Origin of the sequence: Micromonospora sp. NPDC002575 (genome assembly GCF_042889525.1) — a bacterium.
Lineage (GTDB): Bacteria > Actinomycetota > Actinomycetes > Mycobacteriales > Micromonosporaceae > Micromonospora > Micromonospora carbonacea.
Genome location: NZ_JBIARA010000003.1, coordinates 417,874 through 429,488 on the forward strand (window position 1 = coordinate 417,874; position 11,615 = coordinate 429,488).

At 75.3% G+C, this 11,615-nt stretch carries 14 protein-coding genes; 4 read left to right on the forward strand and 10 right to left on the reverse strand.

Going from position 1 to position 11,615, the window contains the following annotated elements; all coding sequences use genetic code 11:
• Positions 1-187 precede the first annotated feature (187 nt).
• Positions 188-1,054 (forward strand): S1 family peptidase, encoded by an 867-nt coding sequence (locus tag ACFYWL_RS07520; RefSeq protein WP_386968695.1) that lies wholly within the window; start codon positions 188-190, stop codon positions 1,052-1,054.
• Between the two features lie 19 nt (positions 1,055-1,073).
• Here the strand turns inward: ACFYWL_RS07520 and ACFYWL_RS07525 are convergent, their stop codons facing one another.
• From ACFYWL_RS07525 to ACFYWL_RS07550, 6 genes are all read right to left on the reverse strand, one after another.
• Complete coding sequence (locus ACFYWL_RS07525) at positions 1,074-2,036, reverse strand: anti-sigma factor RsbA family regulatory protein (protein WP_386968698.1); 963 nt, start codon at positions 2,034-2,036, stop codon at positions 1,074-1,076.
• On the reverse strand, positions 2,033-2,188 hold the full coding sequence (locus tag ACFYWL_RS07530) for a hypothetical protein (protein ID WP_386968701.1): 156 nt from the start codon (positions 2,186-2,188) through the stop codon (positions 2,033-2,035). Before ACFYWL_RS07530 ends, ACFYWL_RS07525 begins: the two co-directional genes overlap by 4 nt.
• Positions 2,189-2,272: 84 nt before the next feature.
• Positions 2,273-2,560 (reverse strand): NADPH-dependent FMN reductase, encoded by a 288-nt coding sequence (locus ACFYWL_RS07535; RefSeq protein ID WP_386968704.1) that lies wholly within the window; start codon positions 2,558-2,560, stop codon positions 2,273-2,275.
• 11 nt (positions 2,561-2,571) lie between these two features.
• Complete coding sequence (locus ACFYWL_RS07540) at positions 2,572-3,555, reverse strand: ROK family protein (RefSeq protein ID WP_386968707.1); 984 nt, start codon at positions 3,553-3,555, stop codon at positions 2,572-2,574.
• Between the two features lie 5 nt (positions 3,556-3,560).
• Positions 3,561-3,914, reverse strand: coding sequence for a DoxX family protein (locus ACFYWL_RS07545; protein WP_386968710.1), 354 nt, complete (start codon positions 3,912-3,914; stop codon positions 3,561-3,563).
• Positions 3,915-3,974: 60 nt separating this feature from the next.
• Positions 3,975-4,406, reverse strand: coding sequence for a type II 3-dehydroquinate dehydratase (locus ACFYWL_RS07550; RefSeq protein ID WP_043962699.1), 432 nt, complete (start codon positions 4,404-4,406; stop codon positions 3,975-3,977).
• A gap of 267 nt (positions 4,407-4,673) precedes the next feature.
• Between ACFYWL_RS07550 and ACFYWL_RS07555 the strand changes: the two genes are divergently transcribed.
• From ACFYWL_RS07555 to ACFYWL_RS07565, 3 genes are read left to right on the forward strand one after another with little or no spacing between them, the layout of a single operon-like run.
• Positions 4,674-5,837, forward strand: coding sequence for a DegT/DnrJ/EryC1/StrS family aminotransferase (locus ACFYWL_RS07555; RefSeq protein ID WP_386968713.1), 1,164 nt, complete (start codon positions 4,674-4,676; stop codon positions 5,835-5,837).
• Positions 5,834-7,021 carry a Gfo/Idh/MocA family protein gene (locus ACFYWL_RS07560; protein WP_386968716.1) on the forward strand — a complete coding sequence of 396 codons (1,188 nt, stop codon included), beginning with the start codon at positions 5,834-5,836 and terminating at the stop codon, positions 7,019-7,021. Before ACFYWL_RS07555 ends, ACFYWL_RS07560 begins: the two co-directional genes overlap by 4 nt.
• Before the next feature lie 37 nt (positions 7,022-7,058).
• Positions 7,059-7,757: an HAD-IA family hydrolase gene (locus ACFYWL_RS07565; protein ID WP_386968719.1), complete on the forward strand. Its 699-nt coding sequence runs from the start codon at positions 7,059-7,061 to the stop codon at positions 7,755-7,757.
• Positions 7,758-8,151: 394 nt separating this feature from the next.
• Here ACFYWL_RS07565 and ACFYWL_RS07570 read toward each other — a convergent pair whose 3' ends face one another.
• From ACFYWL_RS07570 to ACFYWL_RS07585, 4 genes are all read right to left on the reverse strand, one after another.
• A complete protein-coding gene (locus tag ACFYWL_RS07570; protein ID WP_386968722.1) occupies positions 8,152-8,592 on the reverse strand; it encodes a hypothetical protein in 441 nt (146 codons plus the stop codon).
• Positions 8,593-8,895: 303 nt separating this feature from the next.
• On the reverse strand, positions 8,896-9,630 hold the full coding sequence (locus ACFYWL_RS07575) for a class I SAM-dependent methyltransferase (RefSeq protein ID WP_386968726.1): 735 nt from the start codon (positions 9,628-9,630) through the stop codon (positions 8,896-8,898).
• 99 nt (positions 9,631-9,729) lie between these two features.
• A complete protein-coding gene (locus ACFYWL_RS07580) occupies positions 9,730-10,743 on the reverse strand; it encodes a 3-dehydroquinate synthase family protein (RefSeq protein ID WP_386968729.1) in 1,014 nt (337 codons plus the stop codon).
• Positions 10,734-11,567 carry a hypothetical protein gene (locus ACFYWL_RS07585; protein ID WP_386968808.1) on the reverse strand — a complete coding sequence of 278 codons (834 nt, stop codon included), beginning with the start codon at positions 11,565-11,567 and terminating at the stop codon, positions 10,734-10,736. Before ACFYWL_RS07585 ends, ACFYWL_RS07580 begins: the two co-directional genes overlap by 10 nt.
• Between the last annotated feature and the right edge of the window lie 48 nt (positions 11,568-11,615).

Consider the following 11,615-nt stretch of genomic DNA (forward strand, 5'->3'; position numbering starts at 1 on the left):
TCCTTCGCCACCTCACGGGACGCGCGGTTCTCGTCGGCCCCGTCCGCGACCGGCCTCGCCTGGGCCGCCTCGCCCCTCGGTCGGGCGCGGCCCGGACCGGCATCCTCGGCCGCGTCGACACTTGAACCGGGCGGGCCCGGACGGGAAGCTGTAACGCATCTACGCACGCCGATATCTGGAGGTCTGGATGCGCCGCTTCCCCCTGCTCGCCCTCCTGCTCGCCGCACCCCTGCTCGCGCCACCGGCCGCCGCCCACGCCGCCCCCGCCCCGCCGGCCGCCCCCGTCCCGCAGACCGTCCCGGCCGCCGTCGCCGCCACCGCCCCGGCCGGCACCGCGTGGACCGTCGACCCGGCCACCGGCCGGACCACCGTCGCCGCCGACGACACGGTCGGCGAGAGCCAACTGGCCGCGCTGCGCGCCCGGCTGGCCGGCACCGACGCGGTGGTCCGCCGGGAGCCGGGCCGGCTGAGCACCCTCATCGCCGGCGGGCAGGCCGTCTACGCCGCCGGCGGCGGGCGCTGCTCGCTCGGCGCGAACGTCCGCAGCGGCAGCACCTCCTACTTCGTCACCGCCGGCCACTGCACGACGACCGCCACCACCTGGTACGCCGACAGCGCCGGCACCAGCGTGCTCGGCTCCCGCGCCGGCAGCAGCTTCCCCGGCAACGACTACGGCATCGTCCGCTACACCTCCACCACGATCGCCCACCCCAGCGCCGTCCACACCTACCCCGGCACGCTGACCATCACCGGCACCGCCGCGCCCGCCGTCGGCATGGTCGTCTGCCGCAGCGGCGCCACCACCGGCGTCCGGTGCGGCTCGATCACCGCGCTCAACGCCACCGTCAACTACGCCCAGGGCTCGGTCACCGGCCTGATCCGCACCAACATCTGCGCCGAACCCGGCGACAGCGGCGGCCCGCTCTACGTCGCCGCCACCGGCAGGATCGTCGGCATCCTCTCCGGCGGCAGCGGCAACTGCACCACCGGCGGCACCACCTACTATCAGCCGATCGGCGAGATCCTCGCCGCCTACGGGGTGACGATTCCCTGAGCCGGCGGGCCGGGCGGCCTCACGCGGCGAAGTGCGGGTTGCCCGCCGTCAGCCGCAGCGTGTAGCCGCCCGGCCCCCGGTGCGCCGACACGTGGTTGCAGGACTGGTGGGCGATCCACAGGCCGAGGCCCCCCTCCGCGCCGTTGCCGGCCGGGAGCAGGCCCGCGAACGGGTCCTTCGGCCCGTCGCCGCCGTCGGAGACCGTCGCCACCAGCCGGTTCGGCCCCACCCACAGCCGCAGGCAGACCGGCGGCCGGCCGTGGCGCAGCGCGTTGGTCACCGTCTCGCTGACCGCCACCACCAGGTCCTCCACGTCGTCGACGGGCAGCCGGCCCCCGTCGGCGGCGTACACGGCGGCGCGGGCCTGTGCCGCCGTCGGCTCGGCCAGCTCGATCACCGGCGGCGTCGACTGGAGCGGGTCCTGCGGCGACGGCCGGTTCTCCCGCAGGTAGGTGGCCGGCTCCGTGTAGCCGGGGCTCGGCACGTGCCGCCCGTCCGGCATGGCCTGCCGGGGATGGGTACGCGCCACGTCCCGCAGCACCGAGGCGGGCGTGCTGCGAATGTCGTACGCGCACATGCTGGACAGCGGGAACTCGTCGTACGCGTGGTTGATCGCCGACTCGTAGCGGGCCCACCAGTCCCAGGTCACCCCCAGGGCGCTCGGCGGCAGCTCCCCGACGATCCGGATCTGCCGCGCCCCGTCGGCCACGTGCCCGGCGAGCATCTGCCGATAGGAGCGGATGGCTGCGGTCGGCCGGGCGTAGACGTCGCCGCCGCGCAGGAAGGTGACCCCGCAACCGGCGGGCAACGCGCCCCGGACCAGGGCGCGGTTGCGCGCGCCCAGCGCCACCACGGTCGGCTCCCCGGCCGCGACCCCGCCGAGCAGGAACGGCACCGCGACCGCCAGCAGCTCCTCGTCGGAGGCATAGCAGACCGCCTCGTGGAGGTAGCCCCGGTGACCCGCCGCCGCGCCCGTCCTCACCGTGGGGCCTCCACGACCACCGGCGGCCCGCAGTGGCCGGCGGCCAGGGTCGCCTCGGCCGCCTCCGCGTGGGCCCGCAACCGGGCGGTGGGGTCGTCGTGGCGCCAGCGGACGTGGTCGGTGGGCAGCGCGGGGCGCCCGTCGCCGCTCACCGATGCTGCCCCATGCCCGCAGTCTATGCCCGCCCCGGGCCGCCGGCCGTCCCCCCTGGTGGAGGCCGGTTCACGGCCGGCGGGTCAGCGCCCCCGCAGCACCCGCAGCGCCCCGGCCCAGGCGACCACCTGGTCGAGCATCTCGCCGACCGCCTTCGCCTGCGCCGGCGCCGGCCGGAACTCGGTGAAGCCGACGAAGTCCGTGACCAGGGAGAGCGACACCTGCGACCGGACGTCGGCGGCCTCCACCTGGGAGAGGACCAGCCGCAGGTGCTCGGCCGCCCGGGTGCCCCCGTGCACCCCGTAGCTGACCAGCCCGGCCGCCTTGTTCCGCCACTCCCGGTACAGGTAGTCGATCGCGTCCTTGAGCACCCCGGGCACGTTCAGTGGGGCGCGGCCAGGTCCCGGGCCAGCGCCACCGCGCCGTGCAGTGACGAGAGCCCGCCCAGGGCGGCGGCCCGCACGGCGGGGGCCGGGCGGCCCGGCCGGGCGAGCCGGACCACCTCCCGCCCGACCAGCTCGACGAAGCCGGGCAGCCCGGCGGCGAAGCCGCCGCCCAGCACCGCCACCGCCGGGTCGAGCAGCTCGCCGAGGCTGACCACGGCCGCCGCGAGGGCCGTACCCGCCGGTCGGACCGCGTCGTGGGCCCACGGCCGGTCCCGCTCCAGCCCGTCGCGCAGCTCGGCGAAGCCCACCTCGCCGCCCCGGGCCGCGGCGGCCCGGCGCAGCGTCGCCGGCCCGGAGGCGACCGCCTGGAGGCAGCCGTTGCGCCCGCAGTCGCAGCGGGGACCGTCGACGTCGACGACCAGGTGGCCGACCTCGGGGGAGCCCCGGCCCGGGGCCGGCAGGGGCCGGCCGCCCAGCACCACGCCGCCGCCCACGCCGGTGCCGACCCCGAGATAGACGACGTCCTGCGCGCCCACCTGCCGGGCCTCGGCGAGCGCCGCCAGGTCGCCGTCGTCGGCCCAGGCGGTGCGGCTGCCCGGGAAGAGCCCGCGCAGCGTCTCGTCGAAGGGCAGCCCCGCCCAGCTCGGCCGGCCCGGCCACACGACCACCCGGCCCGTCGGGCCGGTGGTGCCGGGCATCGCCACGCCGACCGCCGCGAACCGCAGCCCCGACTCCGCGCGCAGCGCGCCGACCGCGTCGGCAAGCGCCGCCACGTCGGCCTCCACGCCGCCGCCGGGCCAGGTCAACACCCGCTCGTACGCCCGGCCGCCGGCTTCCGTCGCGCCCCGGACCTCCCCGGCGTGCGCGGCCTGCGGCTGGCCCGCCGCGAGCTCCTCGGCGCGCAGCGCGACCTTGGTGCCGCCGATGTCGACGCCGAGGACGCCGAGCCCCGCCCCGTCGCCGCCGCTGCCCCCGGGCACCGGTGTCAGCCCTGGAGCACGTGCAGTACCGCGAGCGCGCCGGCCGCTGCCCCGAACGCGAGCGGCATCACCGTCACCGCGAACGGGTCCCGGGCGCGCACGTGGTAGACGGCGGCGCCGAGCATCAGCGGGACGAGGCCGACCGCCGCCGCGAGCCCGGCCGGCGACCAGTACAGCCCGACGAGCAGGCCGACGACGGCCGCCAGCTCCAGCACCCCGATGACCCGGGTGAGGCCGGCGGAGACGCCGAGGTGGTCCATCCGCTCGCGGGTCTTGCGCTCGCCGACGAGCTTCTGGACGGCGGTGGCCATGAACACGGCGGCCAGGATGATGCTGAGGGTGATGGTGGGAGTCCGCACGGAAACATCCTTAGTGGAGGGGGTGAGGGGTCGCCGGCGACCCTATCGGGGCTGCCCGGCTCAGCCGACCGTGGCGACGAGGGCGCGGGCCGCCAACCGGTAGCCCAGCGGGCCGAGCCCGACGATGACGCCGCTGGCCAGCGGGGCGAGCACCGAGTCGTGCCGGAAGCTCTCCCGGGCCCACACGTTGGACAGGTGGACCTCCATCCACGGCCGGGGATAGTTGGCCAGCGCGTCGCGCAGGCTCCAGCCCGCGATCATCAACGCCCCCGGGTTCACGATCGCGCCCACCGTGTCGTAGTGCTCCTGCACCGTGCGCACCAGCGCGCCCTCGCAGTCGTGCTGCACGGCCACCACGTTCCAGCCCCGCGCGGCGACCTCCTCGCCGACCGCCCGCTCGATGTCGGCGAGGGTGTCGGTGCCGTAGATCTCCGGCTGGCGTCGACCGAGGATGCCCAGGTTCGGGCCGTTCAGCAGGAGCACGTCGGACACAGCTCACCTCGCGTGGGGCGACCCGGCGGGGCCGGCGACAGATTCCCCGCAGTCTTACTACGCCACCCGCCGGCCACGGGCCGGGCACCGCCGCCCGACCGGCGAACTAAGGGGTGGGTAGGGGCCCGCTAGGGGAAGTGAGCAGGCTGCCGGGTCGGTTAGCGTCCACCGCGAGCCGATGACGTTGCCAGCTGGAGACCGCTGCGTCCAGCCGCCGCGGGACGGCCGGGGAACCGCTGGTCCTCCTGGATTGGGAAGTGGGAAGTCATGAGTGGTCAGCCGTCGACGGTGCCGGAGTTCCCCGAGTGGCCGCAGTTCGGTGACGAGGAACGAGCCGGCCTGATCCGCGCCCTCGAACAGGGCCAGTGGTGGCGGATGGGCGGGAGCGAGGTCGACACGTTCGAGGCGGAGTTCGGGGCGTACCACGGCACCCCGCACGCCCTCGCCGTCACCAACGGCACCCACGCCCTGGAGGTCGCCCTCGAGGTGCTCGGCGTCGGGCCCGGCACCGAGGTCATCGTGCCGGCGTTCACCTTCATCTCCTCGTCGCTCGCGGCGCAGCGCCTCGGCGCGGTCGCCGTGCCGGTCGACGTCGACCTCGACACCTACTGCGTCGACCCGGCCGCCGTCGCCGCCGCCGTCACCGACCGCACCAAGGTGATCATGCCGGTGCACATGGCCGGGCAGTTCGCCGACATGGACGCGCTCGACAAGATCGCCGCCGACGCCGGGGTGGCGCTGCTCCAGGACGCCGCGCACGCCCACGGCGCGCAGTGGCAGGGCCGCAAGGTCGGCGAGCTCGGCTCGATCGCCGCGTTCAGCTTCCAGAACGGCAAACTGATGACCGCCGGCGAGGGCGGCGCGGTGCTCTTCCCCGACGAGGAGACCCGCGAGCGCGCGTTCCTCGTGCACAGCTGCGGCCGGCCGCGCACCGACCGCGACTACCTGCACCGCACCACCGGCTCCAACTACCGGATGGGGGAGTTCACCGCCGCCGTGCTGCGCGCGCAACTCGCCCGCCTCGCCGGCCAGATCGACGTACGCGAGCAGCGTTGGCCGCTGCTGGCCGGGCTGCTCGCCGAGATCCCCGGCGTGGTCCCGCAGACCATCGACCCGCGCACCGACCGCAACCCGCACTACATGGCCATGTTCCGCATCCCGGGGATCACCCCGGAGCGCCGCCGTGCCGTGGTCGACGCGCTCATCGCCCGGGGCGTGCCCGCGTTCGTGGCGTTCCGGGCCATCTACCGGTGCGAGGGGTTCTGGGCCGCCGGCGCCCCCGACGAGACCGTCGAGCAGATCGCCGCCCGCTGCCCCAACGTCGAGCAGATCCACTCCGACTGCGTCTGGCTGCACCACCGCACCCTGCTCGGCACCGAGCAGCAGATGCACGACATCGCCGCCGTGCTGGCCGACGTCCTCGCCGGATGACCACCCCGCCGCCGGCCGCTTCCGGCGTCGCCGTGCCGCCCGGCGGCCCGATCCGGGTCGCCGTGGCCGGCCTCGGCTGGGCCGGGCGGGAGATCTGGCTGCCCCGGCTCGCCGCGCACCCGGCCTTCGAGGTGACGGCCCTGGTCGACCCGCAGGCCGCCGTCCGGGACACCGCCCGCGCCGCCCACGCGGTGCCCTTCGCGTACGCCGACGTCGACGACCTGCCGGCCGGCGCGGCGGACCTGGTGGTGGTGGCCGTGCCCAACCACCTGCACGCCGCCGTCGCCGCCCGGCTGCTGCGCCGGGGCGTACCCGTGTTCCTGGAGAAGCCCGTCTGCCTGAGCACCGCCGAGGCGGCGCTGCTGGCCGACGCGGAGCGCGCCGGCGGCGCGGTGCTGCTGGCCGGCAGCGCCGCCCGGTGGCGCGCCGACGTGCGGGCCCTCGCCGACGCCGCCGCCGGGCTCGGCCCGATCCGGCACGTCGACGTGGCGTGGGTCCGCGCCCGGGGGGTGCCCGACGCGGGCGGCTGGTTCACCCGCCGCGACCTCTCCGGCGGCGGGGCGCTCGTCGACCTCGGCTGGCACCTGCTCGACACGGTGCTGCCGCTGCTCGGCCCGGCCGCCCGGATCACCCACGCCGTCGGCAGCGTCTCCGCCGACTTCGTCAACGACACCGCCGCGCACGCCGCCTGGCGCGACCCCTCCGGCACCGCGGGTGCTGCCGGCGCGCTACGGGGCGACGGTTCGGTCGGCGGATCGCGGGGCGATGTCGAGGACACCGCCCGGGGGTTCCTGCTCACCGCCGACGGCACGTCCGTCGCCGTGCACGCCTGCTGGGCGTCGCACGAGGCGCTGGACCGCACCACCATCACCGTGCAGGGCGTCGCCGGCACGGCCACCCTGCGCTGCACGTTCGGGTTCAGCCCGAACCGGGAGCCGACGCCGGTGCTCACCCGCACCCGCGACGGCGAGACCGCCGCGCTGCCGCTGCCCGCCGAGCCGATCGGCGCCGAGTACGACCGCCAGCTCGACGCCCTGCCCGGCCTGCTCGCCGACCCGGCCAGCCGGGGCGCGGCCGTCGCCGAGGCGCACCGGACCATCGACATCATCGAACGGATCTACCGCACCGCCCGGCCCACCGAGCCGGAGCGGGAGCACGCGCTGGCGGGCCAACGCGACCGGTGAGAACCACCGGCGACCTCACTCGCTCCGGGGAGCAGCCATGACCCATCCACCGTCCACCGTCGACGTCACCGTCGCGCCGCCGCCCGCCCGGGGCCCGATCCGCGCGGTCGTGTTCGACCTCGACGGCGTCGTGGTCGACAGCTCGGCCGTCATGCGCGAGGCGTTCAGCATCGCGTACGCCGAGGTGGTGGGCGACGGGCCCGCGCCGTTCGAGGAGTACAACCGGCACATGGGCCGGTACTTCCCGGACATCATGCGGCTGATGGGGCTGCCGCTGGAGATGGAGGAGCCGTTCGTCCGGGAGAGCTACCGGATGGCGCACCTGGTGCCGCTGTTCCCCGGCGTACGGGAGACCCTGGAGGAGTTGCACGGCCGGGGCGTCCGGATGGCCATCGCCACCGGCAAGAGCGGCCCCCGGGCCCGCTCGCTGCTCGACACGCTCGGCGTGCTCGGGCTGTTCGACCAGGTGATCGGCTCCGACGAGGTGGCCCGGCCGAAGCCGGCCCCGGACATCGTCCTGGCCGCCCTCGGCCACCTCGACGTGCCGCCGGAGCAGGCCATGATGGTCGGCGACGCGGTGATCGACCTGCTCAGCGGCCGGGAGGCCGGCGTCACCACGGTCGCTGCCACCTGGCACGGCGGGGACGTCGCCGCCCTGCTCGCCGCCGGCCCGGACGTGGTCGCCGACGCGCCGACGGACCTGCTGGCGTACTGCCCGGCGGCCCTGGTCCCCTGACCCGCGCGCCGCCCTGGCCGCGCGCCGATGCGCGCGGCCCCGGGGGGGGCCGCGGCCCCCCCCCCCCGAGGGGGGGGGCCGGGGGGGGGGGGGCCCGCCGCCCCCCCCCGCGGGCGCCCGTGCCGCGGCCCCGGGGCGGCGCCGGCGCTCCGCCGCCATGTCGGCGACATCGCGGGGTCCAGGCCGACTCGACCCCGCGATGTCGCCGACATGGCGGGGCGATGGGTGGACCCGTCGACGGGTGGGCGCTGGCGAGGTATCGACAACTCTTGGTGACGCGGCCAGTTGCCGTCGCCGGGACCTATCATGAAGCCCCGGCCTGCCAATAGCACTGGCAGGCCGGGGCTTTCCGGCTCACGAGAACTCTTCGCTGTCTGGCCGGCCCAGCGCTGGCCTAGAAAGCAGGGTCCAGGTATCCACCCCACGTCATGGTGGTGGTGCTCACAATATCCACCGACCATACAGGAAGATAGGCCGGCGGCAGCGGGTCGGTGTCGACGATCACTTGGAGACTGCCGCTGAGATCGTAGAATCCGTTCCTGGGGTCAATGCACTGAGTCCACTTGTATGTTCCGGCGGCGAGGGAGATATTCCTGGACTCGGTATCGTAGTTCGTTCCGTACATGACGTAGCCCCACTTGTATGCTCCGCTGGCGAGCGCGATGTTCTTGGTGAGACAGATCGTCGCCAGGCCGTCAGTAGGGCTGCCGGCCAAGGTGGAACTCTTGGTGTTGTACGCAGTGGCGGCAGCGCTCGCGGGCGAAGGAATGCCGATCACCGCAAGCAATGCCGCGGCTGTAACAGTTGCAGCGGACCACATCTTCGCCAGACGCATGTTTCTCCAAAGCTCGCCGGGGTGCGATATCCCCAGATGTGATCACTGTAGCCAGCCGGCGTTGGGTCCGCAAGGGTATCGACTCTCCTGTCCCGGGCCGCGTCGAGATCGGACACCCGCCACATCGCAGGGCCTCGCCAAATTCGTGCAGCCAGGGCTTCTCTGCCGGCGGAAGAATCCTCTTGATTGTCGAGACCAATTTACCGAAGTTGATTTCGTTCGCGAAGTCGCCACGGACTGCTCAGCCTCTTCGGGGGACGACCTTGCGGCGGTCCAGAGCGGTCGGTGCCGTTCCACGAGTGACTAGGGGAGCCGGTAGACGGACACGTGGCTGCGCGACTCGGCGGTGAACTCGCCGCCGGCCCAGTCCGCGTGCCGCGACTCCAGCTCGAAGCCGGCGAGCTGCGCCATCAGGTCGAGCTCCGCCGGCCAGACGTAGCGGTGCGGGCTGCGGAACACCTGCGCCTCGGTGCCCTCGCCGAACCTGAAGTGGTGCGACACGACGTGTTGGCGCAGCACGTCGTAGGTGTCCAGGCCGACGTAGCCGGGCTCGCAGTGCCAGACCGTGGCCTGCCGGCCCGGCGGGAGTTGGCGCAGCTCCGGCACCCACAGCTCGATCACGAACCGACCGCCGGGGCCGAGGTGACGGGCGGCGTTGTGGAAGCAGGCGACCTGCTCGGCCTGGGTGAGCAGGTTGGAGATCGTGTTGAAGACCAGGTAGACGAGCGTGTACGCCCCCGGCGCGACGGTCGTGGCCATGTCGCCGACGACCACGGGCAGCGCCGCCTCGTCCACCTTCGTCCGCAGCTTGTCGATCATGGCGGTGGACAGCTCGATGCCGGTGACGGGCACCCCGCGCTCCGCGAGCGGCACGGCCACCCGGCCGGTGCCGACGGCGAACTCCAGCGCCGCCCCGCCGCCCGCGAGCGCGGCGAGCCGGTCCACGGTCGGCCCCAGCACCTCGGGGGCGAACATGCCGACCCCCGGCGTGTCGTAGCGCTCGGCGGCGTCGGCGTCCCAGATGTCCTCTTGTCGCATGAGCCGACAGTCGTCTCCGGGGCGGGCACTGTCCACCGGATTACGACTCGTTAGGAGGGGGCCCCTGTACAACAGAAAGCGTTAACAAGGTGCCCTTCCTTACGCCAAGGCGGCGCGGACGGCGTCGGGGGGGACGTCCGCGACCAGCTCCGGGCCCCCGGGGCCGTCGAGGACGAACGACAGGCCCGCCGTGGCCTTCTTGTCACGGCGCATGAGCGCGATCAGCTCGTCGTGGTCCACCCCGGCTGGCAGCTCCGTGTCCAGGCCGTAGCCGGCGACCACCTCGCGGTGCTCGGCGACCCGCTCGGGGCCGATCCGGCCCAGGACGCCGGCCAGCCGGCCCGCGAAGACCGTGCCGACGCCGACGGCCTCGCCGTGGCGCAGCCGGAAGCCGGTGGCGACCTCCAGCGCGTGCCCGAGGGTGTGGCCGTAGTTGAGGATGTGCCGCAGCCCGCCGTCGCGTTCGTCGGCGGCGACGACCCGGGCCTTGAGCGCCACGCAGGCGGCGATCTGCTCGGCGACGGGCCGCCCGCGCAGGTCGCCCGCGCCGATGAAGTGGGCGCGGGCGATCTCCCCGTACCCGTTGCGCCGTTCCCGCTCCGGCAGGGTCGTCAGGTGTTCGGTGTCGCAGAGCACCGCGCGGGGCTGCCAGTAGACGCCGACGAGGTTCTTGCCCTCCGGCAGGTTCACCGCCGTCTTCCCGCCCACGCTGGCGTCCACCTGGGCCAGGAGCGACGTCGGCAGGTGGACGACGGCGATCCCCCGGTGGTAGAGGCCGGCGGCCAACCCCACCACGTCGGTGGTGGTGCCGCCGCCGCAGGAGACCACCGCGTCGGTGCGGGTCAGCCCGAACTCGGCGAACGCCCGGCACAGGTGTTCCACCGTGGCGAGGGTCTTGTCGTGCTCGCCGTCGCGGGCCGGCACCACCCGGTGCGGCACGCCCGGGTCGGGCGTCCACTCCGGCGGCCGGGCCGACACCACGACGACCCGCCGCGCGCCGATGCGCGCCACCTCCGCCGGCAGCCGGTGGCGCACGCCCGGCCCGATCAGCACCGGGTACGCGCGCTCGCCGAGCGCCACCTCGATCCGCGCGGGAGTCTCCGTCACCTGCATGCGGTTGTCTTCTCCTCTACACCGGTGGGGCGGCGGACCATCGTCAGCCGCAGCGCCAGCGCGGCCAGCGCGTCGACGTCCGGGGCGATGCCCCACCGGTCGTGGCTGAGCTGCGCGTGGTGGGCCAGCAGGAAGCCGCGTGGCGCGTCCGGGTGGTCCCGCCCGGCCACGTCGGCGACCCGGTCCAGGTAGCGCCGCCACGCGACCTCCACCGCCCCGCCCGGCGGCAGGTCGCCCGCCGCGAGGACGATCTTGTCCGCCCCGGCGGCGGCCTGCGCGGCCAGTTCCCGCCGGTGCGCCCCGGTGAGCGCCGCCCCGCGGTCCTGCCAGTGCAGGAACAGGAAGGCGGGCCGGTCGGCCGCCGGCAGCAGCCCGGCCAGGTGCCGCAGGTGTGCCACGGCCAGCGGCAGCTCCGCGCCGGGCAGCCACGGCCCGTCCCCGGCGAGCAGGGCCAGCGCCAGGTCGCTGCCGGCCTGCGCGAGGGGCCCGCCCCGGGCGGCGTCGCGGACCGCGTGCGGCTCCACGGCGAGGCAAACCCCCTGGTCGTACGCGCGCAGCCCGGCCCGGACCGCGTCGAGCCCCGCCGCCGTCGCGCGGATGCCGAGGCGCAGCCGCTGCCCGGCGGCGGAGCCGGCCGGGGCGACGGGGACGCCGGTGGGGCCGAGGCGGTCGTAGAACCAGGCGGACCCGGGGTCGACGCGGCGGGCGGCGGCGACCAGCCCGGCTACGACGGTGCCGACCAGCTCGGCCGCCCGGGCGTCCGGGCAGTCGCCGGCCGGCACGGCCAGGCGGGCGAACAACCACGAGCGTTCCAACGACGACACCTCGACTGACGGAAGGTGGGGCATGGGCGCGACGGTCTGCGCAGGCTC

Bases quoted from the DNA above. Each gene is read 5' to 3' on its own strand.
- ACFYWL_RS07520 (WP_386968695.1), top strand. From the start codon at position 188: ATGCGCCGCTTCCCCCTGCTCGCCCTCCTGCTCGCCGCACCCCTGCTC.
- ACFYWL_RS07555 (WP_386968713.1), top strand. From the start codon at position 4,674: ATGAGTGGTCAGCCGTCGACGGTGCCGGAGTTCCCCGAGTGGCCGCAG.
- ACFYWL_RS07560 (WP_386968716.1), top strand. From the start codon at position 5,834: ATGACCACCCCGCCGCCGGCCGCTTCCGGCGTCGCCGTGCCGCCCGGC.
- ACFYWL_RS07565 (WP_386968719.1), top strand. From the start codon at position 7,059: ATGACCCATCCACCGTCCACCGTCGACGTCACCGTCGCGCCGCCGCCC.
- ACFYWL_RS07570 (WP_386968722.1), bottom strand. From the start codon at position 8,592: ATGCGTCTGGCGAAGATGTGGTCCGCTGCAACTGTTACAGCCGCGGCA.
- ACFYWL_RS07575 (WP_386968726.1), bottom strand. From the start codon at position 9,630: ATGCGACAAGAGGACATCTGGGACGCCGACGCCGCCGAGCGCTACGAC.
- ACFYWL_RS07580 (WP_386968729.1), bottom strand. From the start codon at position 10,743: ATGCAGGTGACGGAGACTCCCGCGCGGATCGAGGTGGCGCTCGGCGAG.